The organism is Nocardia sp. NPDC058176, from assembly GCF_042883805.1.
Classification (GTDB): domain Bacteria; phylum Actinomycetota; class Actinomycetes; order Mycobacteriales; family Mycobacteriaceae; genus Nocardia.
In genome coordinates, this window is the sequence record NZ_JBHVVA010000001.1 from 1,459,965 (window position 1) to 1,484,799 (window position 24,835).

General features: G+C 70.0%; 24 protein-coding genes. 13 read left to right on the forward strand and 11 right to left on the reverse strand.

Annotated features, from left to right (window positions below; all coding sequences use genetic code 11):
- The first annotated feature begins 83 nt into the window (after positions 1–83).
- Positions 84–1,910, forward strand: coding sequence for an AMP-dependent synthetase/ligase (locus ACFVVM_RS06820; RefSeq protein ID WP_387613873.1), 1,827 nt, complete (start codon positions 84–86; stop codon positions 1,908–1,910).
- A gap of 59 nt (positions 1,911–1,969) precedes the next feature.
- Here the strand turns inward: ACFVVM_RS06820 and ACFVVM_RS06825 are convergent, their stop codons facing one another.
- Positions 1,970–2,497 (reverse strand): YbhB/YbcL family Raf kinase inhibitor-like protein, encoded by a 528-nt coding sequence (locus tag ACFVVM_RS06825; protein ID WP_387613875.1) that lies wholly within the window; start codon positions 2,495–2,497, stop codon positions 1,970–1,972.
- A gap of 36 nt (positions 2,498–2,533) precedes the next feature.
- Positions 2,534–3,895 carry a M20/M25/M40 family metallo-hydrolase gene (locus tag ACFVVM_RS06830; RefSeq protein ID WP_387613878.1) on the reverse strand — a complete coding sequence of 454 codons (1,362 nt, stop codon included), beginning with the start codon at positions 3,893–3,895 and terminating at the stop codon, positions 2,534–2,536.
- 157 nt (positions 3,896–4,052) lie between these two features.
- On the opposite strand from ACFVVM_RS06830, the gene ACFVVM_RS06835 reads away from it, so the two are divergent.
- Complete coding sequence (locus ACFVVM_RS06835; RefSeq protein WP_387613881.1) at positions 4,053–5,012, forward strand: endonuclease/exonuclease/phosphatase family protein; 960 nt, start codon at positions 4,053–4,055, stop codon at positions 5,010–5,012.
- A gap of 23 nt (positions 5,013–5,035) precedes the next feature.
- Here ACFVVM_RS06835 and ACFVVM_RS06840 read toward each other — a convergent pair whose 3' ends face one another.
- Complete coding sequence (locus tag ACFVVM_RS06840; RefSeq protein ID WP_387613884.1) at positions 5,036–5,668, reverse strand: TetR/AcrR family transcriptional regulator; 633 nt, start codon at positions 5,666–5,668, stop codon at positions 5,036–5,038.
- A gap of 56 nt (positions 5,669–5,724) precedes the next feature.
- On the opposite strand from ACFVVM_RS06840, the gene ACFVVM_RS06845 reads away from it, so the two are divergent.
- Positions 5,725–6,579 (forward strand): alpha/beta fold hydrolase, encoded by an 855-nt coding sequence (locus ACFVVM_RS06845; RefSeq protein WP_387613887.1) that lies wholly within the window; start codon positions 5,725–5,727, stop codon positions 6,577–6,579.
- Positions 6,580–6,594: 15 nt separating this feature from the next.
- Here ACFVVM_RS06845 and ACFVVM_RS06850 read toward each other — a convergent pair whose 3' ends face one another.
- The 3 genes from ACFVVM_RS06850 to ACFVVM_RS06860 are packed head-to-tail and all read right to left on the reverse strand — an operon-like array spanning position 6,595 to position 8,539.
- Entirely contained in the window at positions 6,595–7,143 is a 549-nt protein-coding gene (locus ACFVVM_RS06850) for a DUF1990 family protein (RefSeq protein WP_387613890.1), read from the reverse strand.
- A 23-nt stretch (positions 7,144–7,166) separates the two neighbouring features.
- A complete protein-coding gene (locus tag ACFVVM_RS06855; RefSeq protein WP_387613893.1) occupies positions 7,167–8,213 on the reverse strand; it encodes a DUF6745 domain-containing protein in 1,047 nt (348 codons plus the stop codon).
- The gene (locus ACFVVM_RS06860) at positions 8,213–8,539 is read right to left on the reverse strand and encodes a hypothetical protein (protein WP_387613895.1); all 327 of its coding nucleotides are present in this window, start codon (positions 8,537–8,539) and stop codon (positions 8,213–8,215) included. Before ACFVVM_RS06860 ends, ACFVVM_RS06855 begins: the two co-directional genes overlap by 1 nt.
- Positions 8,540–8,692: 153 nt before the next feature.
- On the opposite strand from ACFVVM_RS06860, the gene ACFVVM_RS06865 reads away from it, so the two are divergent.
- From ACFVVM_RS06865 to ACFVVM_RS06890, 6 genes are read left to right on the forward strand one after another with little or no spacing between them, the layout of a single operon-like run.
- Positions 8,693–9,664, forward strand: coding sequence for an STM4015 family protein (locus ACFVVM_RS06865; protein ID WP_387613898.1), 972 nt, complete (start codon positions 8,693–8,695; stop codon positions 9,662–9,664).
- A 6-nt stretch (positions 9,665–9,670) separates the two neighbouring features.
- Entirely contained in the window at positions 9,671–10,765 is a 1,095-nt protein-coding gene (locus ACFVVM_RS06870; RefSeq protein ID WP_387613901.1) for an STM4014 family protein, read from the forward strand.
- On the forward strand, positions 10,762–11,598 hold the full coding sequence (locus ACFVVM_RS06875) for an STM4013/SEN3800 family hydrolase (protein WP_387613904.1): 837 nt from the start codon (positions 10,762–10,764) through the stop codon (positions 11,596–11,598). Before ACFVVM_RS06870 ends, ACFVVM_RS06875 begins: the two co-directional genes overlap by 4 nt.
- The gene (locus tag ACFVVM_RS06880; RefSeq protein ID WP_387613907.1) at positions 11,595–12,932 is read left to right on the forward strand and encodes an STM4012 family radical SAM protein; all 1,338 of its coding nucleotides are present in this window, start codon (positions 11,595–11,597) and stop codon (positions 12,930–12,932) included. The genes ACFVVM_RS06875 and ACFVVM_RS06880 overlap by 4 nt, the downstream gene beginning before the upstream one ends.
- Positions 12,932–13,873: an STM4011 family radical SAM protein gene (locus tag ACFVVM_RS06885; protein WP_387613911.1), complete on the forward strand. Its 942-nt coding sequence runs from the start codon at positions 12,932–12,934 to the stop codon at positions 13,871–13,873. Before ACFVVM_RS06880 ends, ACFVVM_RS06885 begins: the two co-directional genes overlap by 1 nt.
- Positions 13,870–14,787, forward strand: coding sequence for an ADP-ribosylglycohydrolase family protein (locus tag ACFVVM_RS06890; RefSeq protein WP_387613913.1), 918 nt, complete (start codon positions 13,870–13,872; stop codon positions 14,785–14,787). The genes ACFVVM_RS06885 and ACFVVM_RS06890 overlap by 4 nt, the downstream gene beginning before the upstream one ends.
- Here the strand turns inward: ACFVVM_RS06890 and ACFVVM_RS06895 are convergent.
- The 3 genes from ACFVVM_RS06895 to ACFVVM_RS06905 all read right to left on the reverse strand — a co-directional run bounded on the left by ACFVVM_RS06895 (position 14,782) and on the right by ACFVVM_RS06905 (position 16,540).
- A complete protein-coding gene (locus ACFVVM_RS06895; protein ID WP_387613916.1) occupies positions 14,782–15,228 on the reverse strand; it encodes an alpha/beta fold hydrolase in 447 nt (148 codons plus the stop codon). The two genes, ACFVVM_RS06890 and ACFVVM_RS06895, sit on opposite strands and share 6 nt — an antisense overlap.
- Before the next feature lie 63 nt (positions 15,229–15,291).
- Positions 15,292–15,906: a DUF2637 domain-containing protein gene (locus ACFVVM_RS06900; protein WP_387613919.1), complete on the reverse strand. Its 615-nt coding sequence runs from the start codon at positions 15,904–15,906 to the stop codon at positions 15,292–15,294.
- A gap of 121 nt (positions 15,907–16,027) precedes the next feature.
- Entirely contained in the window at positions 16,028–16,540 is a 513-nt protein-coding gene (locus ACFVVM_RS06905; RefSeq protein WP_387613922.1) for an OsmC family protein, read from the reverse strand.
- 219 nt (positions 16,541–16,759) lie between these two features.
- Between ACFVVM_RS06905 and ACFVVM_RS06910 the strand changes: the two genes are divergently transcribed.
- From ACFVVM_RS06910 to ACFVVM_RS06925, 4 genes are read left to right on the forward strand one after another with little or no spacing between them, the layout of a single operon-like run.
- Entirely contained in the window at positions 16,760–17,269 is a 510-nt protein-coding gene (locus ACFVVM_RS06910; RefSeq protein WP_387613925.1) for a DUF4365 domain-containing protein, read from the forward strand.
- A gap of 5 nt (positions 17,270–17,274) precedes the next feature.
- Complete coding sequence (locus tag ACFVVM_RS06915; RefSeq protein ID WP_387613927.1) at positions 17,275–18,297, forward strand: hypothetical protein; 1,023 nt, start codon at positions 17,275–17,277, stop codon at positions 18,295–18,297.
- A gap of 31 nt (positions 18,298–18,328) precedes the next feature.
- A complete protein-coding gene (locus ACFVVM_RS06920; protein ID WP_387613930.1) occupies positions 18,329–18,937 on the forward strand; it encodes a hypothetical protein in 609 nt (202 codons plus the stop codon).
- Positions 18,934–22,293 carry a helicase HerA domain-containing protein gene (locus ACFVVM_RS06925; RefSeq protein WP_387613933.1) on the forward strand — a complete coding sequence of 1,120 codons (3,360 nt, stop codon included), beginning with the start codon at positions 18,934–18,936 and terminating at the stop codon, positions 22,291–22,293. The genes ACFVVM_RS06920 and ACFVVM_RS06925 overlap by 4 nt, the downstream gene beginning before the upstream one ends.
- A gap of 19 nt (positions 22,294–22,312) precedes the next feature.
- Here the strand turns inward: ACFVVM_RS06925 and ACFVVM_RS06930 are convergent, their stop codons facing one another.
- Complete coding sequence (locus tag ACFVVM_RS06930; protein WP_387613936.1) at positions 22,313–23,398, reverse strand: metallophosphoesterase; 1,086 nt, start codon at positions 23,396–23,398, stop codon at positions 22,313–22,315.
- Between the two features lie 78 nt (positions 23,399–23,476).
- Entirely contained in the window at positions 23,477–24,703 is a 1,227-nt protein-coding gene (locus ACFVVM_RS06935) for a hypothetical protein (protein WP_387613939.1), read from the reverse strand.
- Between the last annotated feature and the right edge of the window lie 132 nt (positions 24,704–24,835).

Below are 24,835 nucleotides of genomic sequence, written 5' to 3' on the forward strand. Positions count from 1 at the left end.
TGTGATGCCCATCGCTCGAGACGATGAGACAGTTCTTCTCGCATTGGCTCGGTGTCCGCACGGCCTAATTCGGGAACAGGGATATGACAGACATCGGTTTCGCGCACGCTTCCGGCGTCACGGTGCACACCGTGCCCGCCGCCTTCCAGCAGACTGCCGCCTTGCGGCCCGACCAGATCGCCTTGCGCACCGTCGGCGGCACCCAGGAGATCACCTGGGCCGAGTACGCGACGCGGGTGCGAGCGCTGGCCGCCGGGTTGGCGAAACTCGGTGTGGGCCACGGTGACGCGGTCGGCATCATGCTCACCAACCGCCCCGAGTTCAACCTCATCGACACCGCCGCCCTGCACCTGGGCGCCACGCCGTTCTCGGTGTACAACACCAGCTCCGCCGAGCAGATCGCGCACGTGTTCGCCAACGCGGGCAACAAGCTGGTCGTCACCGAGCAGGCGTTCCTCGATGTCATCCGGGAGGCCGGTGCCGACACCGAGCACACCGTCCTGGTCGACGGCACCGCCGAGGGCACGATCACCCTGGCCGACCTCGAGTCGGACCCGGCGCCCGATTTCGACTTCGACGCGGCCTGGCAGGCGGTGAAGTCCACCGATCTGGCCACCCTGATCTACACCTCGGGCACCACCGGCCCGTCCAAGGGCGTCGAGCTCACCCAGAGCAATGTGATCGCCCAGGTCGTCGGCCTGGTGCAGGGTCCGCTCCCGGTCGGTTTCGACGACCGAGCCGTGTCGTACCTGCCCGCCGCGCACGTCGCCGATCGCATCTCCGCGCACGCGATGAGCCTGCTCACCGGCATCCAGATCACCACCGTGCCCGACCCGCGCGAGATCGCGGCCGCGCTGCCCGATGCCCGCCCCACCGTGTTCTTCGGTGTGCCGCGGGTGTGGCAGAAGATCAAGGCAGGCATCGAGAACAAGCTCGCGGTCGAGCCGAGCCCGGTCAAGAAGGCGCTGGCCAACTGGTCAATCGGGGTCGGCGTCACCCAGGCGAAGGCGAAGCTGGCCGGTGAGGGTTCCTCGCTGCTGCTCGGCGTGCAGCACAAGATCGCCGACACGCTGGTGCTGTCGAAGCTGCGCACGGCACTCGGGTTCGACGAGCTCAAGGTCGCCGCGTCGGGCGCGGCGCCGGTGCCGCCGGAGACCCTCGAGTACTTCCTCGGTCTCGGCTTCGCGGTCAGCGAGGTGTGGGGCATGTCCGAGACCACCGGTGTCGGCACCTTCACCGAGATCGACAAGCCGCGCCCCGGCTCGGTCGGTCGCGTGATGGACGGGGTGGAACTGCGCCTCGACGCCGACGGTGAGGTGCTCATCCGCGGTCCGATCATCACCCCCGGCTACCGCAACATGCCGGAGAAGACCGCCGAGGCGATCGACGACGCGGGCTGGCTGCACACCGGTGACATCGGCACTCTCGACGCCGACGGCTACCTGCGCATCGTCGACCGCAAGAAGGAGCTGATCATCAGCGAGGCGGGCAAGAACATCGCCCCCTCCAACATCGAGAACGCCATGAAGGCGGCCTCCTCGATGATCGGCCAGGCCGTCGCGATCGGCGACGCCCGCCCCTACATCACCGCGCTGATCATGCTCGACCCCGATGTGGCGGCGTTGCGCGCCAAGGAGTTCGGCGCCACCGACGCCACCCACGCCGAGCTCGCCCGGCGCAAGGAGATCGTCGACGAGGTCACCGAAGCGGTGCAGGCAGGCAACCGCAAGCTCTCACGGGTGGAGCAGATCAAGCGCTTCGTCATCGTGGAGACGCTGTGGGAGCCGGGCGGCGACGAGCTGACCCCGAAGATGTCGCTCAAGCGCACCCCGATCGCGAACAAGTACGCCACCACCATCGAGGAGCTCTACGCGGCGACGCCGCCGGAGCACGTCACGAACGTCAAGTAGGTCCGAGAACAACGGTGGCCTCGGGGACATCTCCCCGGGGCCACCGTTGTGTCGACGGCTCAGCGCTCTTCGTAGGTACCGATCAGGGTCGCCCGGCCGAGTGTGTGGAAGAACAGGTTGAAGCCGAGGAACGCGGGAGCCGCGTCCGGCCCGACCTCGAGTTCGGGGACGTCCACGGCGTGCACCACCACGAAATAGCGGTGCGGGCCATGGCCTTTGGGCGGGGAAGCGCCGACGAAGCCGGGGAAGCCACCGTCGTTGCGCAGCGTCACCGCACCCGCGGGCAAGGTACCGCCCTCACTGCCCGCACCGGTGTCGAGCGAGGTCACCGACGCCGGAATGTTCGCCACGGCCCAGTGCCAGAACCCGGAGGCGGTCGGCGCGTCGGGATCGAACACCGTCACCGCGAAGCTCTGGGTGCCTTCCGGGAAGCCGGACCAGCTCAGCTGCGGTGAGATGTCCTTGCCGCCCGACCCGAACACTCCGGAAACCTGGTCGTTGGCCAGCTGCTGACCATCGGTGACGTCGGTGGAGGTGACGGTGAACGAGGGAACCTGGGGCAGGGCGTCATAGGGGTTGTGGCTCATGTAGACCTCTCCGATTCGTGGTCGGTTGCTCGGCGATCAGCTGTGCAGCAGGAAGTGTTCCAGCACCTTGGTGCCGAATTCCAGTGATTGCACCGGTACCCGCTCGTCCACGCCGTGGAACAGAGCGGTGAAGTCCAGGTCGGGCGGCAGCTGCAGCGGCGCGAAGCCGAAGCAGCGAATACCCAAGCGCGCGAACGCTTTCGCGTCGGTGCCGCCGGAGAGCATGTACGGCACGGTGCGGCCGTTGGCGTCGTGGGCGAGCACGGCGTCGTTCATCGCGTCGACGAGGTGACCGTCGAAGGTGGTCTCGTAGGAGTCGAGTTTGGTGATCCACTCGCGCTCGACATCGGGGCCGATCAGCTCGTCGACCTCGCGTTCGAACGCCGCCTGACGCCCCGGCACGACGCGGCAGTCGACCACGGCCTCGGCGGTCTGCGGGATGACATTGGCCTTGTAGCCGGCCTGCAGCATCGTCGGGTTCGCGGTGTCGCGCAGCGTGGCGCCGATGATGCGGGAGATGGTGCCGAGCTTGGCCAGCTGGCCCTCGATGTCGGGGCCGTGCGGGTCGAAGGCCAGTCCGCTCTCCTCGCTGACGGCGGCGAGGAATTCGGCCACCGAATCCGAGAGCACCACCGGGAAGGTGTGCCTGCCCAGGCGAGCGACGGCCTCGGCCAGGATGGTCACCGCGTTGTCGTCGTGCAGGAACGAGCCATGCCCGGCGCGGGCCTTGGCGCGCAATCGCATCCAGCCGAGGCCCTTCTCGGCGGTCTCCACCAGGTAGAGCCTGCGTTCGGTGCCGTCGGGGCGCGGGACGGTCAGCGAGAACCCGCCGACCTCACCGACCGCCTCGGTGACGCCCTCGAACAGGTCGGGCCGGTTGTCGGCCAGCCACTGCGAACCCCATTTGCCGCCGTTCTCCTCGTCGGCCAGGAACGCGAACACCAGATCGCGCGGCGGCACCGTGCCCTCGGCCTTGAACTGGCGGGCCAGGGCCAGCGTCATGCCGACCATGTCCTTCATGTCGATCGCGCCGCGACCCCACACGTAGCCGTCCTGCACCGCGCCGGAGAACGGGTGCACGCTCCAGTCGGCGGCCTCGGCGGGGACCACGTCGAGGTGGCCGTGGATCATCAGCGCGCCGCGGGTCGGGTCGGCACCCTTCAGCCGCGCGAACACATTGCCGCGGCCGGGCGCGCCCGACTCGACGTACTCGGTCTCGTATCCGACTTCCTGGAGCTGCTGGGCCACCCATTCGGCGCATTCGCGTTCGCCCTTGGTGGTCGCCAGCTCGCCGGTGTTGGAGGTGTCGAACCGGATCAGCGCGCTGACCAGCTCCACCACCTCGTCCACCGCGCGCGACCGTACGTTCGAACCAGAACTCTCGCCAGATGCCGACACGTTCCCCTTCCTACCACTCCGCGCGCCCACCCCGTGCCACCTCCCCTGACTCGCGCCGATTCCGCGCTGCTCGCCGCCCCCACACGATTCCGACTCGGGCTGAGCGGAATTCCCGCCGCATTCGTGCGCGAGCCGGGTCACGTGCTTGGCTGGCCCGATGAGCGCGCGGGTAGTTCGAATCTGGATCGTCGGGTCGGCCGCCGCGGCGACGCTCGCCGGAGTCGTCGGGATCGCCCTGCATTTTCTGCGGTGGCCGGTGGAGCCGCTGGTGCTGGCCGCCTCGGGCGCGCCGTATCTGATGGCGGGTGCGGTGCTCGGTGTGGTCGGGTTCGCGGCGATGCGGCAGTGGGTCGCGACGGGGGTCGCGGTGCTCGTGACCGCGGTCGGGGTGGCGACGCAGGCGCCGCTGTATGTCGCCGATGGTGGCGGGGACGGGTACCCGATCGTGGCCATGCAGGCGAACCTGTTGTTCGACGGTGCCGATCCGTCCGCGCTGGTCTCGCAGGTGCGTGCGCGCGACATCGCGCTGATCACGGTCAACGAACTCACGCGAACCGCCGTCGACGACCTGTCTCGTGCCGGTCTCGACCAGCTCCTGCCGCACCGCTACCTCGCGCCCGGCCGGACCGCCAGCGGTACCGGGATCTGGAGCAGGTATCCGCTCCAGGACACGGTCGAGTACGACGGTTTCGTGCTCAATCAGATCTCGGCCACCGCCCAGGTCCCCGAGATCGGACCGGTCGCGGTCTACGCCTTCCACCCGGTCCCGCCGATCTATGACAGCGGGGTCTGGGCCTCCGAACTCGCTCGCCTGCACGCGATCCTGCGTCGCGCGCCCACCGATCGCCCGGTCATCGTCGGTGGGGACTTCAATGCCACCCATGATCACGCACGGTTCCGTGCCATGGCCGCCGGCCGGTTCGCCGATGCCGCCGCCCAGGCGGGCGCGGGTCATCTGCGTACCTATCCCACCGACAAACGTTTTCCGCCGCTCGTCGGCATCGACCATTTCCTTCTCGCCGATGCTCGTGCGACCGCTGTCGAGACCGTCGATCTGCCGGGTGCCGATCACCGGGCCCTGATCGCACGGATCGTCGTGCCGCGAGTCGGGCGGTAGCGCAGACCCGGGCGGCGCTGGACTCAGTAGTCGGCCGGAGCGCCCCTGTCGCGCGGCAGTGACGGTTCCGATCCGGCGAGGAGTGCGTCGACTCGGGCGGCCATCGCTCGGCCCGCCGCGTGCAGTGGTTCGGTGGACCGCAGCGTTCGGCCGAGGATGAACGCGCCTTCCAGGGCACACAGGATCGCCAGGATCAGCTCCCGTGCCGCCGGCTCGCCGAGGCCACGTCCGACGAAATACGCGGTGCCCCTGTCGATCCAGTCCCGCGCGACCTCGGCGGCCGCCCCGCGCAGTGCCGGTTCGCTGTCGGCGATCTCCCCGGCGACCGTGCCGACCGGGCACATGTTCATCCAGCCGGATTCCTCGAGCGTGCGGGCGGCTTCGTCGAACGCGGCGGGCACCGCCGTGCGCAGGTCCTCGTGCGGATCCATCAGCAGCGGTAGCAGCTGGATGTAGGCCGCGCCGGTGCTGCGGAGCGCCTCGGCGGCGATCTGCACCTTGCCGTGCGGGAAATGGTGGTAGAGCGAGCCCATGGGAGCTCCCGCGGCCGCGGTGATCTGTTTGACGGTGATCGCGCTGTAGCCCTGCGTGCGCATCAACTCGGCGACCGCGACGACCAGGCGGTCCCGGGTGGACGTTGACATCTTCTCGCTCACCGTTCCAGACTAGAGCAAATGCACTAGAGCGAACGCTCTACCGCGAGGAGGACATCGTGCCGACCGTCGAACTACCCGCAGGCCGCATCCACTACCGCGAACGCGGCGAAGGGCCACCGGTCGTCCTGCTGCACGGTTTGCTGATGAACCACACGGTGTGGGACTCGGTGATCGATCTGCTCCCCACCGGATTCCGCTACGTCCTGCCCGACCTGCCGCTCGGCGCCCATCCCGAGCCGCTGCGTCCCGGCACCGACCTGAGCCTGCGCGGTCTCAATCACCTCGTCGCCGATTTCCTCGCGGCCCTCGACCTGCGCGAGGTCACCCTCGTCCACTCCGACTGGGGTGGCGCGTTGTTCCTCACCGCCCATGGTCTCGACGAGCGGGTCGGTCGCCTGATCGTGTTCCCGAGCGAGGCCTTCGACAATTTCCCGCCCGGGCTGCCGGGCAAGACCTCGGCCCTGGCCTCGTACCTGCCCGGCGGCATCGCGCTCGCCCTGCGCCAACTGCGCATCCCCTGGCTGCGGCGCACCCCGCTGATGTTCGGCTGGATGGCCAAGTTCCCGATCCCCGACGATCTCGTCCACGGCTGGACCGAACCCGGCCTGCGTCACCGCGGCATCCGCACCGACCTGCTCGCCTACACCCGCTCGGGCTTCCACAAACCCGACCTCGTCGCCAACACCGAAGCGCTGCGGCACTTCCGCGGCGAGGCGCTGATCCTCTGGTCCAGCGCAGGCAAGGTCATGCCCCGCGAACACGGTCACCGCCTCGCCGCCCTGCTCCCCCACGCCCGCCTGGTCGAAATCGACGACGCCTACGTCCTGTCCATGCTCGACCAGCCCACCGCCGTCGCGGCGGCCGTCACCGAATTCCTCACCACCACCACGGCCGATCGCGCACAGCGTTGACGCTCGCGGGTCGCGTCATCGAACCAGCGCGCGCAGGTATCGACGCCGGAAGAACCGTTGTGCCAGGAGCAGGGCGGGAAACGCTCTTCGCCACAGGCCATCCGGTGCGGCCCGGGTGAGCGAGCGCAGTGTCAACGACACAGTCCCGTCGGCGGCGCGGTGCACCACGAACGCCTCCTCACCCGAGACCGGATGTCCGGGCAGGGTGCCATAGGCGAACCCGCAGCGGTCTGCGGTGTCGACCACGGCCACCACCCGCACCGGTTCGTGAACAGTCACCGGCCCCCACCCGGCCACGATGCGGTATTCCGAATCCACCGCCACCAGTTGTCCCGCGCCGCCTCGCGGTAGCACGCGGAACCCGCTGCGGCGCTTGATCTCCCATTCCAGGACTGCCGCGCGAACCCGAGCCCAGGTTTCGTCGCCACGACCGAGCACCACCGTCTGTTCGAACCGCCGAAATTCTGGCGCCGACTCGCCCCAGTGCGCCTCGCCCGGTGTTGTCGCACCAGCAGGTCCGTAGCTGAGCTCGGCCGGAACGGGGCCGTCCACGTGCGCGTTCACGAGGTGACGATAGCGGCTGCGGTTCAGGTCTGCTGGAGGGGTTCGTAGACCTCGGCGCCCAAACCGAACGTCCACGCGACGCCTTCGCGGGCAGTGCGGGTGGTGGGTGGGACGCGCAACCAGTAGGTGCGGTGCGTGCCGTCCGGTTCGGGGGTGGAGTTGACCACCTCGACCATCACCACGTCCTCGTCGCCGTCGAGCGCGATTCGCCACAGGATGCCGGTTTCGTCGCGGTGCAGGGGCCGGGCGTCGGACTCGGTGAGATAGCGGTCGTAGCCGTAGTACTCGAGCATCACCCGGCGCAGTTCGGCGTTCTCCTCCTCGCGGATCCGTGCGGGGGTCAGCGCGCGGAGGCTGTCGAGGAACTCGGCGGGGACCGGCATGCCACGCCAGGCGTACAGGGCGAAGCCGTCGGCGTAGGCCAGGGCGGGGCCGTCGCCGCGGTCGAGTCGTCCCGCTTCGTCGCGGTGCAGCTCGAGCGGTCGTTCGGTGAGCACCGCGACCTTCTCGTAGGGCCACCACCAGCCTGCCTCCGCGGCCACGGCGGCGACACCGTCGAGCGGATGGCCGGGCGCGGTGTCGTAGGCGCTGAGCCAGGCCGCCTCGTGCTGGCCGAGCACGGCGTCGAGCAGCAGGACCCGGATCTGCCGCTCCTGCTTGCGATCACCGGCCGCCGTCTCGACGACACCGGTCCGGATGCGCTCGACGACGGAGTTCGTCAGGTTCCACAGGTCCGCGCCGGTGGCTCGCCAGTGCGCGCTGTAGCCGTTCGCGCCGAGTTCGGTGTGCAGGCGCGCCCGTTCGGCGGCCCATGGACCGTTGCGCACGGCCTCCCGCACGGGTGCGCCCGGCTCGAGATCGCCCGAGGTCAGCAGTTCGACAGCCGCCAGGGGCGAAGCGGCCCACACGATCCGCTCCGGTTCGGCCAGCCCGGCACGCGCGTAGGCCAGGCGCACGCCGGCCTCCGCCGCCGCGCGGTCACCGCCGCCCGTCGCGGCCGCCACCGCACGCCAGTCCCGCTGGGTCATCTCGGTGCTCGTTTCCGTTGTCGCCGAAGGGTTATGCGTCATCAGTCGGCCACCACCCGCACCGAGCCGGGGATGTACTCGCGCTGGCGGACCACCCGGTACCAGCCTTTCGGCAGTCCGATCGCCGCGTGTTCCTCGTGCACGACCCGTCCGCCTTCGGGCAGATGCAGCAGCATCGGGCCGAACGCACCGGCCTCCCTGATCAAGCGGCCGGGTCCGGCGATCGCGTGCGCGTGCCCGGTCACCTCGCCGAGCGCGAGGACCAACCGGCCCCGGCCGTCGCGCTTCTCCCCCATCGCGTCACGCGCGTGCTCGGGCACCGCGTGCTCGGCCAGCCCGACGATGAGCACATCGCCTTGTCGATACATGATTTCCTCCCGTCACGGCCCGCGTTTCGCCGCCGTTGGCCAGAACGGTAGCGGCAGGGCCCGACAAGTCGGCCCGGCGCGGAAATTGTCGGCGGTCCTTGGTAGAAACGCACCTGTCGAGACACGGCACGACGCCAGAAGGGGCGGGAACACATGACCATCGGAGATCATCTGAGCGAGTGGGGCGACCTGCCCGCCTACACCTTCCCCGATCTGGAGAAGGATCCCGAGAAGCAGGCGGCGGCGGTGCGTTCGCTGCCCGCCGCGGATGCGGTGGCATGGCGGATCGCGGTCGATTCCTACGAAGCGCCCGAATCCTGGGAGGACGCCTTCGCCCGGTTCCTCGACACGGTCGACCCCGGTGCGGTGCGGTCCATCATCGTCGGTCCCTGGTCGGACGCCTACGAGAATCGTCCCGATGCCGTGTTCGAGGCCATCGTGGCCGCCCGCGAACAGCTTCCGGCGCTGCGTGCGGTGTTCGTGGGCGACATCATCGGCGAGGAGTGTGAGATCTCCTGGATCAAACAGGGCGAGGTGACCCGTCTGCTCGAGGCGTTCCCCGCGCTCGAGGAACTCGGCGTGCGCGGCGGGGACAGCCTCGAGTTCCGTGCGATCCGGCACGAGAACCTGCGCACGCTGACGGTGGAGGCGGGCGGTCTGCCCGTCGAGGTGGTGCGCGGTGTCGCGGCCAGCGAACTGCCCGCCCTGGTCGATCTCGAATTGTGGCTCGGTACCTCCGAATACGGCGGTAACAGCGATGTCGACGATCTCGCCCCGATCCTGTCCGGTGAGCGGTTGCCGAGCCTGGAGCGACTGGCCCTGCGCAACAGCGAGATCCAGGACGCCATCTGCGCGGCGGTGGCCTCGGCGCCGGTCGTCGCGCGGCTCGACGAACTCGACCTGTCGATGGGTGTGCTCACCGACGACGGGGTCGCGGCCCTGCTCGGCGGCCAGCCGCTGACCCACCTGACCTCGCTGGACCTGCACCACAACTACGTGAGCCCCGAAATCGGCGCAAGGCTCGCCGACACCCTCGCCGCGGCGGGTGTGGAGCTGGATCTGGATGTCGACGACGCCGACCAGGACGAGGACGACGACTGGCGTTTCGTCGCGGTCGGCGAGTGATCCGACATGCGCTGGGTGGTGGTCGGTAACCCCGAGAACCGGCGGGTCCGGCTGTTCACCGACGCGGTACTGGCCGCCGGACACGCCGCGCCCCGGGTCGTCCCGTGGCAGACGGTGCTGACCGAGGGTGGTCACGACTTCGCCGAGGACGAGCTCGTCCGCTTGGACTCCCCCGGTGAGAATCCGGCAGTCGACGCACTGTTGCGCGGAATGCACGCACCGACCCGCGTGGAGGGTTCGGCGCGCTGGTACACGAACTTTCTCGCCGCCGTCACCTCCCTGCGTGGTGGGCAGCGGTTCGACGATCCGGACGATCTCGCGGTGCTGTTCGACAAACGACGCTGCCACGCGCGACTCACCGCGGCGGGCGTCCCGGTACCACCCGCGCCGGGAACAGGTCCGCTGCGCGGCTGGACCGAGGTGCGGGAGCGCATGCGCGCGGCCGGGATGTCGCGGGTCTTCGTCAAGCTCGCGCACGGATCGTCGGCCTCGGGCGTGCTCGCCGTCGAGTCGACCAGCTCGGGACGCTGGCAGGCGACCACGTCGGTCGAGGTGGATCACGAGGGCGCGCTGCACAATTCCCTGCGCGTGCGGCGCTATCGCGACGAACGCGAGATCGCCGCGATCGTCGACCGGCTCGCCCCCGACGGGCTGCATCTCGAGCGCTGGATTCCCAAGGCCACCCTCGGCGGACGGGCCGCCGATCTGCGGGTGGTCGTCGTCGCAGGCCGCGCCACCCACGTGGTCGTCCGCACCAGCCGCTCGCCCATGACCAATCTGCACCTGGGCGGCTCGCGCGGTGACCTCGACGCGGTCCGTGCCGCGGCGGGTGACCGGTGGGCCGAGGCCATGGCGATCTCTGAACGCGCCGCTGCGTGCTTCCCCGACACCCTCTGTGTGGGCGTCGACCTCCTGCCCGGTGTCGGATGGCGCCGGTTCACCGTCGGCGAGGTCAATGCCTTCGGTGACCTGCTCCCCGGTCTCACCGGGCTCCCCGGCACGCCCGCCGAGGGGCTCGACACCTACGCGACCCAGGTGTCCGCCGCCGCCCACTTCGCCGCCGCCACACCGCGACCGGCCACGATCGGAACTCCTCGATGACCCAACCCACGCTGCCACGCCCGGACATGACCGAGGTCATCGGCCGCGACGACCTGCTCCTGCTCACCCTCGACACCCTCCGCTACGACGTCGCCGTCGAGCTCGCGGCGGCGGGCCGTCTGCCCACCCTCTCGGCGCACCTGCCCGAGGGCCGCTGGCAGCGCAGGCACGCGCCCGGCAGTTTCACCTACGCTTCCCACCAAGCCATCTTCGCCGGATTCCTGCCCACCCCGGCCGCGCCGGGCCCGCACCCGAGGCTGTTCGCCGCCCGCTTCGCCGGCAGCGAGACCACCGCCGACGGCACCTTCGTCTTCGACGAACCCGATCTGGTGACCGCGCTGGCCGGCCGCGGCTATCACACCGTCTGTATCGGCGGTGTCGGCTTCTTCAACAAACAGGGCGCGCTCGGCAGCGTGCTCCCCGGCCTGTTCACCGAGAGTCATTGGGAGCCGGAGTTCTCCGTGGCCTCGCCGACTTCTTTCGAGGCCCAGGTGGCGTGCGCCGAACGGGCGATCGCCGCCCTGCCCGCCGAGCAACGGATCTTCCTGTTCGTCAACGCCTCCGCGCTGCACCAGCCGAACTGGTTCCATCTGCCCGGCGCCACCCGCGCGGCGGGCGACAGCCGCGAGACCCACGCGGCCGCGCTCGAATACATCGACGCCCACGTCGGGCGCCTGTTCGCGGCCATGCGGTCGCGTCGCCGCTGCTTCGCGATCGTGTGCTCCGACCACGGCACCGCCTATGGCGACGACGGCTACACCGGTCACCGGCTCGGCCACGAGAGCGTGTGGACGGTCCCCTACAGCCACTTCTTCCTGGAGCCGTCCGCATGATCGACACCGTCCTACCCCGGCCGTATCAGAACTACGTCTACGCCTACCCGCACAAGACCGCCTACCGTCCGCTGCCCGATCGGCCCGCGCTCTCGCGCGTGTGGGCGGGCGAATCCCGTTCGGCACTCTCGCTGTATCTGCACATCCCGTTCTGTGAGGTGCGCTGCGGCTTCTGCAATCTGTTCACCAGGGTCGGCGCACCGGGCGACCTGACGGGCCGCTATCTCGACGCCCTCGCCCGCCAGGCCACCGCCGTCCGCGAGGCATTGGGTGAGGCCGAAGCACCGCGCTTCGCCAACGCGGCCTTCGGTGGCGGCACACCGACCTTCCTCGACGCGGGCGAGCTGACCCGGCTCTGCGATATCGCCGAAGAGATCATGGGCGCTGATCTGCGCACGATCCCGCTCTCGGTCGAGGCGTCACCGTCGACTTCCACCGCCGACCGGCTGGCCGTGCTCGCCGAGCGCGGCGCGACCCGCCTGAGCCTGGGTGTGCAGAGCTTCATCGACGAGGAGGCCCGCGCGGCCGTGCGACCGCAACGGCGCGCCGATGTCGAAGCGGCACTGGGCCGGATCCGCGACGCGAGGATTCCGGTGCTCAACATCGACCTCATCTACGGCATCGACGGCCAGACCGCCGCGAGCTGGCGGCACTCCCTCGACGCGGCGCTGGCCTGGCGTCCGGAGGAGATCTACCTCTACCCGCTCTACGTGCGCCCGCTCACCGGGCTGGCCCGGCACGCCGATCCCGATGTCGCCGAACAGGATTGGGACCGCGAGCGGCTCGCCCGCTACGCCCAGGGCCGCGATCACCTCCTCGCCGAGGGATACGAGCAGGTGTCCATGCGGATGTTCCGCCGCCGCGACGCCCCGCCCCAGGGGCCGGACGACTACGCCTGCCAGACCGACGGCATGATCGGCCTCGGCTGCGGGGCGCGTTCCTACACCTCGAGCCTGCACTACTCGTTCGACTATGCCGTCGACCTGCGCGAAGTACGCGGCATCATCGACAACTACGTCGCCACCACGGATTTCGGCTCGGCCGTGCACGGCCGGGTGATCGACGGCGACGAAGCCGCACGCAGGCACCTGCTCCAGTCGCTGTTGCAGGCCGACGGCCTACCCGTCGCCGACTACCGTCGACGCTTCGGCGCCGACCCCTGGGACGACTTCGGTGCGCAACTGCACGCCCTCGCCGAGCGCGGCTGGCTCGCCGACACCGGCGCCGAACTGTTGCGGCTGTCCGCCACCGGCCTCGCCTACTCCGACGCCATCGGCCCCGACTTCTTCTCCGCCGACGTGCGGGCCGCCATGGCCGCCTACGAGCTGCGCTGATGGACCTGACGATCCTCTACCGCGGCCCGCTGTCCTCCTGCGACTACGACTGCCCGTACTGCCCCTTCGCCAAACGCCGGGACAGCACCGAGCAGTTGCGCGCCGATCGCGCCGCGCTGCAGCGCTTCACCGACTGGGCACACGCGCAGACCGACGACCGGCTCTCGGTGCTGTTCACGCCGTGGGGGGAAGGTCTCGTGCGGTCTTGGTATCGCAAGGCGATGGTCGACCTGTCACGACAACCGCACGTCGACCGCGTCGCCATTCAGACCAACCTCAGCGGCCGGATCGAGTGGACCGCCGACGCCGACCCCGACACTCTCGCGCTCTGGTGCACCTATCACCCCGGCCAGACGCCGTATCGGCGATTCCTGGACAAGGCCGAACGCCTTGCCGCCCAGGGCATCCGGTTCAGTGTCGGGATCGTCGGGCTGCCCGAGCACCTCGAGCACGCCCGCCGCCTGCGCGCCGACCTCCCGGACCACATCTATCTCTGGGTCAACGCGGCCGAAGGGCACACCTACACCGATGACCAGGCCGCCGAATGGACCGCCATCGACGACCTGTTTCCGTTCAGCCGCCACCCCCACCGCTCGGCCGGAGCCCCGTGCCGCACCGGCTCTTCGGTGATCTCGGTCGACGGCGAAGGCACCGTCCGCCGCTGCCATTTCGTCCCCACCCCACTGGGCAATCTCTACGACGGCACCTACCGCGCCGCCCTCACACCCCGTTCCTGCCCGCTCACGGTGTGCGACTGTCACATCGGCTATGTCCACCTCGAGACCCTGCCCCTCTACGACGTGTTCGCCGGTGGTGTCCTGGAACGGATTCCGACGCGTTCCCCGGTCGAGCTGTCGCTACAGCCGCGAGCGAGCTCAGCGAGCACGCCGACACGCGTTGCGCCGGGCCGCCGCGGCCTGGCATCATTCGACACCGTATGACGCCGGTTCCCGATATCGCTCGCGACAGCCTCGACGGTCTCTCCGTCGGAGATGCGCTAGGAGCACAGTTCTTCGTCCCCGGTCGCTCGTTCCCCGAACTCCGTGACGGCCGCCCACCCGCTGCCCCGTGGCCGTGGACCGACGACACCGAAATGGCCTGCTCGGTCCACGAGCAGCTCCGGCTCCGCGGTCACATCGACCGCGACACCCTGGCCGCCGTGTTCGCCGATCGCTGCGAGCCCTACCGCGGCTACGGCGGTGGCACCGTGGTGGTGCTGCACGAGATCCGCGACGGCCGCCCCTGGTCCGAGGCCGCGGGGGCGGCATTCGACGGCCGTGGCTCCTGGGGCAACGGCGCCGCGATGCGGGTGCCCCCGCTCGGCGCCCACTTCGCCGGTGATCCGAATCGCGCGGCCGCCGAAGCCGCGTCGTCCGCCGAGGTCACCCACCGTCACCCGGAAGCCATCATCGGCGCCATGGCGGTCGCCGTCGCGGCGAGCCACGCGGCCGCTACCCGCGGAAGACACTGCGCACCAGCGGAATTGCTCGACGCGGTCGACCCCTACCTGGTGGACGGCCGGACCTCGGAGGGAATCCGGCACGCCCGGCGACTGCTCGGACGCTCCGTCGCCGAGGCGGCCTACACCCTCGGCAACGGCGCGTCGGTCAGCGCCCAGGACACGGTCCCGTTCACCCTGTGGGTCTCGGCCACTTTCCTCGCCGACTATCCCGCGGCCATCACGGCCTGTGTCGAAGCGGGCGGTGATGTCGACACCACCGCCGCGATCGTCGGCGGAATAGTGGCGGCACACACCGGAACCGGTACGCACGGCGCGATCCGCGGGGTTCCGGAGTCATGGCTGTCGGCCCGCGAAGCCCTGCCCGGGTGGGCAGCTGACCTCCAGAGTTCATGACGAGTGGCGACCAGTCAGCCACGTGGTCGCGAAAGCCGACACGATGCGCGCCAGCTCCGTCGGCGCCTCCTTGGCCACGAGATGACCGACATCCGGCAGGACGGTGCTGGTGACGCGGCGGTTGGCCGCGAGGAACCGGTCGACATCGGCATCGCCGATCGGGGACCGACCGGCGCGCACCAGCACGATCGGCAGATCCAAGGCCGCGGCGGTCGCGTGCAACTCGGAGCCGCTGGCGAGGATGTCCTCGACGAGATCGGCTCGCTGATCGCCCAGCCCCTGGTCACCGAGCCACGCGCGCACCCGGTCCGGCTCGGGCTCCGGAACGACATCGACGAGCACCAGGCCCGCAACGCGTTGCGCGACAGCCGGATCGGCGAGCGCGGCGATGGCGGCGAGCCCACCGACGGAGGCTCCCAGCGTGAGGACTGTTTCGGTCATCGGTGACACCCGACGAACCGGTCGATCCCGCATCGAGCGGGCTCCGCCCACCGCATCGGCTGCTCAGGTGCGGGTCTTCGGTGCGGCGGGCGGTGTCCTGGCCTCGCCGCGGTGCTGGTCCCACCAGGCGGCGCTGTCGCCGCGCGAGGCCGCCACCGGGTCCTTCGACGGCGGCGAGGAGCTGGGAATGCCGAGGACACGCAACCGCCAGTCGTCCTCGCGGATCGAGGCCACGATGCGGACGGGCACGACCGCGGTGAGCAGCAGGTAGTTGGCGACGCAGACCATCAGGCACAGCGGCGGGATCGCGACCACGGTCGCGGTCTCGATCGTGCCCAGGACGATCGGGTCCCGGGTGAGTGCGAGCATGTTCCCGCCGACGCTCGCCAGCACGGCGGCGATGAGCAGCAGCTCGTAGACCCGCACCAGCGATGTCGCCCGGTCGTCGCGGATCCCCACCAGCGTGATGAACGTGCACGCCACGAGCGCGACGGTGAGGCCCGACACCACCGGCCACAACCAGGTCAGGTCCGCCGGGATCCCCGCCGCCCTGGCGAAGGTGGAGGTGAAGGTGAACGACGCGATCGCCGCGGCGACGACCAGTAGCGACCCCAAACCCACGAGTAGCTTCGGCACGGTGAACGGAACGGGTCGGGGGTAAGGGTCCGTGGGGTCCATCAGGCTCCATCCAGTACGGGCTACGGCCACCAAACATGCAGGCTCTCAACAGAGTACGGCCACGCTCGCGGTAGACACCGTCCGAACCGGACTTGGATGTGGGCGTCGGCTACGCCACGCCTCAGGCGAGTTCGAGCGTCGTGTTCACCGGGGTGACACCGGTCGACAGGTCCAGCACCGGGCAGTGGGCGTCGACAGCGCGCTGCAGTTCGGCGTAGCGCTCGGCGGACTCGGGCCCGGTGATCCGCACGTGCACTCGCACGGCCTGGAATCCGGGGCGCACCGACTCGTCGATTCCGAAGAACCCGCGCACGTCGAGGTCGCCCTCGGCGGTGATCGCGATGTCGTCGACGGTCACGCCCAACCGCTGGGCCCAGAACCGGTAGGTCACCACCTGGCAGGAGATCAACGCGGCCAGGTACACCTCCACCGGATTGGCGTCGGTGTCCGCGCCACCGAGGGTCGGCGGTTCGTCGACGCGCACCGTGTGCGAGCGCGCGGTGATCACGCTGCCCACCGTGCCGGTCGGCGTCCCGGACGCGCGGAACACCACCTGTGCCTTGGCCGGATCGGTCGCCACCGCCTGCGCGGTGGCCTCGGAGATCGCGTTCAGATTCGCCAGCTGACTCGTCATGGCCGGACGCTATCGTCACCGCGGCGTCCCCGACACCCTTGCACTCGGCCTGAGGTGAACGCGGGTGGAACGCGTCAGACGGGCCTATCCTGCCCCGGCCCACAGCACCCTCTCGTGCACTACCCGAAAAGCTTGATGCCGAAACGCCAACTGCCGCTCGAGATTTGGCTACAGTGTTCTCGTCACGCGGGGTCTGCGCGCTGCTCGTAGGGGGATTCGTTGCTCGACACACGTAACCACCAGGGCAAGTTCGGCGCCGACTACGTCCGCGTGCTCGCCTCCGCCGCGGGCCTGATCTGGAGCGAGGACGATGTCGACCTCGACGGGATCGACCTGTGCCTGAAGATGCCGGGCCGCACACCCCGCGGCTTCTCCCCCAGAATCGACGTCCAGGTGAAGACCGCCTCGAAACTGGAAGTGCGACACGGTCTCCTGGCCTACGACGGCCTGCACCACGCCCAGTTCGACAAGCTGGCGGGCGACGACTACACCGTCCCGCGCTACCTGTTCGTCATCCACGTGCCCCGCACCGGCGATTTCGCCGACCTGCGCACCGCGGGTCTGCTGCTGCGCCACATCGGCTACTACACCTCGCTGCGCACCGAATCGCGCCTGTCCCCGCGCGATACCCGTCGGCGCGTGCGCGTGAAGATCCCGGTGAGCAATGTGCTCACCGCCGCGAGCCTGCGCGGACTCGTCACCGGCAGCTCCGTGCTCCCGGTCGGCTGACCACGATGACACGACCATTGCGCACCGAGGACGTGACCAGCTACCTGACCGCCACCGGCTGGACCGTCAGTGGTACCTGGCGGGCGGCGCAGGTGTGGTCCCGCGAGGACTACGACGTGCTGGTGCCACCGGATGATGCGCTGGCCGACACCGGGATTCGCCTGCGCGAGCTGGTGCTGTGCGTGGCGGCAGCCGAGGGGCGCACACCGCGGGTGGTGCGCCGCGAGATGGCCGCACCCGAGCTCGACGTGATCAGCTATCGTCCGCGACCCGCGCCGGAGGAGGTCTCCCTTCCGGCCGGGATGCGTGCGGTGCGGGCTCTGCGCGACCTGCTCGCGGGCAGCGCCCGTGCCGTCGCCGACGAGACGACCACCGCGTCCGATGCCGCCCGCGCGCTCCTCGAACAGTCGATGCTGTCGCTTCCCGAGCAGACCTTCGGCCTCGACGTGGCACTGCCGATCACCGAGGACGACACCTTCGCCCGCACTGTCTCGCTGCACGTGTTCGACCTATCGGTGACCGCACGGCACGCCGTGGTCTCCCCCGGCGCCGACACGATCGCCGACCTGCGGCGAATCGACGTGTCCGCCTCGGTGACCGCGCTGGCCGACCTCGGCGGCGCGTCCGCCTTCGACCTGCACTTCCGCTGGTCGCGCCGGCTCCCCCGCGCCGAGGAATCCGTGGCGTTCCCGCCCGGTTCGGGTGAGCGACTCCGCGCAGTGGGCAAACGCGTGGATCAGCTACCCCTCGGCCTCGGTAGCGTGCGAGGCCAGATCACCAGCCTCGTCGACGACGACGGCGACCGCTGGCGCATCGGAGTGCGCGGCACGCTCGCGGTCGACGGCGTCACCGAGGACCGGCAACGCCAGGTCCCGGTGCGACTGGCCGGGGCCGAGGACTACGCCGCCGCGCTGGCCGCCCATCGTGACGGTCACCCGGTCGGCGTCCACGGACCGATCGCCCGCATCGCGCGATCGACCGGAATCGTCGCGGCGGCAGACGGTTTCACCGTGCACGACCACCCATGACCACCACCTCTGGAAAGAAACGGGAACAGCCATGTCCGATGACCGATTGACGCTGACCGAGCGCAGTGTGCTGCTCGTCTTGCTGGCCGAGGCGCGCGAGCTCACCAATGCCGAGCTGTACGCGATCTCGGGTCTCAAGCTCGACGGAAAGTACCGCCGCAACCTCAACGATCTCGGCCTGGTCAACAGCCCACGGATCAACGGCGCCTTCGTACACGAGCTCACCGACCGGGGTGCCGTCCGATGCGTCGCCGAACTCGGCGCCGAACGCCCGGACCGCTCCGGCCCAGCGGGTGGCGCGCTCTACGCCGTGCTGGCCGGATTGGGCCGCTACCTCGCCGATTCCGGCCACGCCCTCGCCGATCTCTTCCCACCCGACATCGCCGGTCAGGTCGAAGCCGCCTACGCCCATGTCACCAAGGGCACCGGCGCACCCGTGCGGTTGGCCGTGCTGCGCGAGCGTCTCGACGGGCTGCCGCGCGGCGAGTTCGACCGGGCGCTGGGGTTGCTGTCGCGTCGCGAGGGGGTCCACGTCCGCTCCGAGGCCGATCAGAAGACTCTCACCGAGGCCGACCTCGACGCGGCGATCGTGCTGGGCGGCACGCCACGACATCTGCTCACGATCGAGGCGTCGCGGTGAACGAGGAACACCACCTCGCTCTCGCGTCGATCCAGTTCAGCAGCGCGCTCGGACCCGACGAGATCTGGAGTCCGCTGAACCACCACGTCGACGGCCTGCACCCGCGTGCGGTCGCCGAGATCACCCGTGCGGTGCGCGCGGCGGTCGCCCGGCCGCGCAGTACCCCGACCGGCCTGGTGCTCAGCGGTGAACGCGGTGTCGGCAAGACCCACATGCTCGGCTGGCTGCGTCAGCACGTGCAGGACAGCGGCGGCGCGTTCTTCATGCCGAAGCTCATCGACGGCAAGTCGTTCTGGGCGGGCGCGGTGCACGGGGTGGTCAGTCAGCTGCTCGGCGCCGACGGTGGCCAGTTGGGCCACATGCTCGGCGTGCTCGCCGAGCGCAGCGGCTGCGGGGACGAGCTGCGGATGCGATTGCGCGGAACGCTGCCGGTCACCCGCGCCCATCTCGACGAATTCCTGGAGCGGGTCGAGGATCTCGACGTCCAGGTGATCCAGCAGTGTCAGGACACCCTGCGCGCGCTGGTGCTGTATCAGGCGAAGGGCGCGCTGCGCGAGATCGGGCACAGTTTCCTGGTCCTGGCCGACGGCATCGAGGACACCGAGCGCCTCGCCTGGGGATTCCGCGAACGGAACTGCGTGCCGCAGTTGATCTTCCAGCACCTGTCGCGGCTGTTCGCCCTCACCGGTCCGGTGGTGCTCGCCATCGACCAGATCGACAGCGTGATCGCCCAGTCCGACGAGATCGACGAGGACTCCCTCGCGAACCGGCTCGCCGACGGATTGATGTCGATGCGGGAGGAGACCACCCGCACCATCATCGTGGCGGCCTGCATCCCCAAGTCGTGGGAGCTCGTCAAGACCCGTGCGGTGAACTCCGCGGCCGACCGGTTCACGGTGCTCGAACTGTCCACCAAGCTGCCCGGGGTCGAGGTGGCGACCGCCATCATCGAGGGCCACCTCGGCAGCCTGTACGGCGAGATCGGTTTCACGCCGCCGTATCCGACTTGGCCGGTGTCGCCGGTGGCGTTCCAGGACCCCGATATCGCGGACTTCACGCCCCGGCGCCTGCTGCAGCGCGTGGAGGAGCACGTGCGCGACTGCCTGGCCGCCGACGAGGTCACCGAGCTCACCGACTTCCAGACCGTCAGCGGCGATCGCGGCGTCGCCGTCGTGCCCGCGGCGCGCGAACTGTCCGACCTCGACGCCGAATTCGCGCGACTGCGCGCGGCCGCCGACACCGTCTCGCCGTTCGACCCGCAGCACGAGGACGAGCAGATGTTCACACTGCTCAACGCCGCGCTCACCGTCTATGCCGTGGAGCAGCGCCTCGACGGCTTCGACTTCACGGTCGACCGGGCCGCGACGATGCGACCAGCCCTGCACGCCCGCCTGCGCCGCACCCTCGACGAGGCCAGCGAAGCCGAGGAGCACTGGAGTTTCCGCGCCATCGGCCATCCGCACCATCGCGCCGTGCTCACCCGATTGCGTTCGGCCGGCCTGGAGGCGGGTCTGCACGAGCGGGCGCCGAAACGGCACCTGGTGGTACTGCGGAACACGCCGTTCTCCGGCGGTCCGGTCACCAAGGCCACTCTCACCGAATTCGAAGCGGCACACGGGGTGGCGGTGCCGCTCTGCGAGGACGACGTCAGGACCTTCGCCGCGCTGACCGCCATGTCGACCGCCGCCGCACCGGGGTTCCTGAACTGGCTGGCGGTCCGGCGCCCGGCCAGCCGGTCCCGGCTGCTCAGCGAGGTGCTGGGCCGGGTGGCCCTCTCGCGCAACAGAACCGAGGATCGCGTGCAGCTACGGTCCAAGGTGCCGGTGCCACCGGTCGTCGCCCCGACGGCCGGAGTGGACGGCGACACCGATCCCGCCGCGCGGGAGATCCAACCCGTCACCGCCCCGGCGGTCGGGATGAACGGCGACACCGGATCCGCCGTGCCGGTAGTCCCGCCCGCCATCACCCCGTCCGTCGGGGTGGACGGCGACACCGGATCCGCCGAGCGGCCGGTCCCACCGGCCATCGCCCCACCGGCCGGGGTAGGCGGCAACACCGATTCCGGCGCACTCGTGGTCCCATCCCCCATCGCACCACCGATCAACGGATCTACCGACGGCGACGGCGCGGCCTCGGTCCTGCTCGGGCATCGCACCGGCACCGGCGCACCGTTCACCGTCCCGCTGGTGCTGCTGCGCAAGCACACCGCGGTATTCGCGGGCAGCGGCTCGGGTAAGACCGTGCTTTTGCGCAGGCTGGTCGAAGAGGCCGCGATCCACGGCGTGTCCTCGATCCTCATCGACAGCAACAACGATCTCGCGCGCCTGGGCGACCCGTGGCCCGCACCGCCTCAGGGCTGGAGCCCCGGCGACGTGGCCCGCGCCGACCAGTACTTCGCCGGCACCGACGTGGTGGTCTGGACCCCGCGCCGGGAAGCGGGCCGGCCCCTCGCGCTGAATCCGCTGCCGGACTTCAGCGGTGTGCTCGACGACCCCGACGAGTTCCGCACCTCGATCGACGCCTCCGTCGCGGGCCTGGTACCGAGGTCCGGCCTCACCACCCGCCGGATCGCCACCGGCAAGGCGGTACTCACCGAGGCACTGACCCATTTCGCCAAGCGGGGCGGCAGCGATCTCGGTGAGTTCGTCACGCTGCTGGGTGATCTGCCCGAGGGGATCAGCACCATCAGGGACGCGCACCGGCTCGCGGAGGGCATGGCCGAGGAGCTCAAGGCGGCGATGATCAACGATCCCGTCTTCGGCGGCGCGGGCGTACGCCTCGATCCCGGCATGCTGCTCACCCCCGCGCCGGGCAAACGCGCCCGCGTCTCGGTGATCAGCTGTATCGGACTGCCCACCGACGAGCAGCGCCAGACTTTCGTCAACCAGCTGCAATTGGCGCTGTTCGCCTGGATCAAACGGCATCCCGCCGGTGATCGGCCGCTGGGCGGGCTGCTGGTGCTCGACGAGGCGCAGACCTTCGTCCCGGCCCGCGGCAGCACCGCCTCCACCGAGAGCACGCTGAAGCTGGCCACCCAGGCCCGCAAGTACGGGCTCGGGATGGTGTACGCCACCCAGGCACCGAAAGCGTTGCACAACTTGGTGACCGGGAACGCGGCTACCCAGTTCTTCGGTCTGCTCAACGCGCCCGTGCAGATCCAGGCCGCCGCCGAGCTGGCCAGGGCCAAGGGCGGCCGGATCGACGACGTCGCCCGGCTCCCGGCGGGCAGCTTCTACGGGGCCACCGAGGGCGCGGGGTTCGGCAAGCTCGGCACCCCGATGTGCCTGACCCACCATCCGCCCAGCGCCCTCACCGAGGACGAGGTGCTGCGGCGGGCACGTCCCGACGAGAACTGAGCCGCCCGGTGTTCGACCGTCAGGCCAGGCGTCGGTCGAACACCACGGTGCCGGCGCCCGAGGCGAGGTCGACGGTCACCACGCGCAGGTTCGCCGAACCCGGCGTCAGGTCCATGACCATGAAGCCGAGTTCGTCCTGGATGTCGACCAGGGCGGGGTGGCCGGAGTCCGACGATCCGCTGGCCGGGCCGTGCCCGCGCGCGGTCTTGCCCGCGGCGCCGGAGACGATCTGGCGGGTGCCCTTGGACGCCGTGGTCGGCTCGAGGGCTTGCAGGGTGTGATCGTGGCCCGACAGCAGGAACGAGACCTTGCCCAGCACATGGTCTTCGAAGAAGCGCTTGGCGTGCACGCCGTTGATCGGCTCGATCGGCAGGTTCTCGTAGTTGCCCGCGTCGCCGTGCGGGCCGTTGCTCAGGTAGGGCTGGTGGGTGCAGGCGATCTTCCACTCGGCCGGTGATTCGGCCAGCGCGCGGTCGAGCCAGGCGCGCTGTTCGTTCATATAGGGACCGTCGACGGCCCAGTAGGGGTCGAGCAGCGGCGGGATGTAGGCGGCCAGGGGGTTGATGTCGAGGACGAAGAACTCCACGACCGGGTTCTCCTCGGGCACACGCACCGAGTAGTAGCGGCTCGGCATCCACCAGCGCGAGGACTTGGCGTGATAGGCCACCTCGTGATTGCCGCGCGCGAGCCAGCCGCCGTCGCCGGGGAAGATCGCGCTGGTGTCGTGGTTGCCGAGCACCATGGCCCACGGGAAGTCCAGGCCCGCGTTGGGGTCTTCGAACTTCGTGGCGAACTGGATGTCGTCGGGGCCGTCGGGGCCCGATTCGTAGATGTTGTCGCCCAGACCCACCGCCAGCGAGAACGGTTCGCGCGCATGGAATTCCCGCGCCGCGTCGGCGACGGCCCACTGGGTGCGGGTGCCGGTGCCCGCGTCGCCGGTGATCAGTACGCGCACATTGCGCCCGGCCTTCGGCTGGAACTTCGGCACCTCGGCGGGCACCGCCGCCGCGGGCGTGAGGCCGACCAGGGTGAGACCGGCGAGGACGCCCGCCGTGCCCGCGAGGACTTCACGACGGCCGATACCGGTCGGGTTCTGCTCGTGCATGCTCACCTTCTGACTGGGAGGACTACTGGACAACTGACCTGATCGAAACACAATGACACCCGCGCGCCCCGCGCGGACCTAGATCGCGCACATCGACTGCATGACGCCTCGGACGATCGGGGCGCCGTAGTCGGTCGGCGCGAACACCAGCTTCTGCACGATCGACAGCGGGGTGGTGATCGTCTCGGCGACTCCGGCGAACCCGGCGATCGAGGTGCCCGCCGAGAACAGCAGGCTGGCGACGTCGAGGCTCAGCGTTGCCAGATCGTAGGCGTTCTCGACCCTGACCTGCGCGAGCGGCACGGTGTCGAGTGCCGAGCCCTCGGCGAGGTCGGCGCCCAGATTGGCCAGGAAGGTCACCGGGCCCATGTCCAGCGCCTCGACCAGCGGGCCGAGATCGTCGGCGCGGCGCATCAGCATCACCTTGGCCACCCGGTTGGCCGCGAGGAAGTCCTGCAGCGCGTCGGCGGCGTCGTTCATCGCGACCCGGTCGACGTCGACCGCACCGCTGTCGAGGAAGGCGCGGGTGCGCTCGACCACGGTCGCCAGGGTGAGTTCGGCGACCGGTGTGCAGGTGCCGTCGGCGGTCATCACCAGTGCGGCGAGGTCGCGGATCGGCTGGGGCACCGCGACCGGCTCGACCACGGGTTCGTCGAGCACCAGCGGCGGATACACGTTCGGGGCGACACAACCGGCCTCGATCGAGTTCTGCACCGCGCGGGCCAGCGCCTTCGTCCCGGAGAACGCGGCGCCGACAACCGGTTTCAGGAAGAAGCCGACCGTGGGCACCATGCCCGCGGCCAGCTTGGCCGGGATCTTGACGATGCCGGTCGCGAGGACGAACACCTCGATCGCGTCGCTGATGGTCAGCTGCGACACCGACATGGTCTCGTCGATCCGGCCGGTACGCACCGCGTCGAGGCCGTTCACGAGGTAGGTGACGATCGGATCGTCGAGCTCGGCCGGGCGGGTGCCGACCAGCTCCGGTCGCATCGGCAGCCCGTCGCGGTGGACCCGCGTCGCGGCCAGCGCCGCACGCACCTCGGCGACCCGGTGGTCGTAGGCCGCGAGTTCGGCGGGCCCGACGACGCCGCGGACGACGGAAGCCGCGGCGGTCACCACATCGTCGAATGTCGGTGCGCCACCGACGCACAGCTCCGGCACGTCGACGACCGGGGTCGAGGCGAGCGTCTCAGCGGTGGGTTCGGCGTGCACGCCCGGCGCTAGCAGTAGACCCGCGACCAGGGCGAGTGCGGTGAGACCGCCCGCGCAGGACGCGGTCAGTCGGGACAGGGGCAAGCGCATGCGCGGTGATCTCCGGCTCGAACGGGGGAACGGGCGATCCGAACCTAAGACCCCACAGTTTCCGAAAAGGTGCCGTTCAAGTGAACACTCGACCAACTTGGACAAACGTTCAGTTCGAACCGGCCGGGGCGC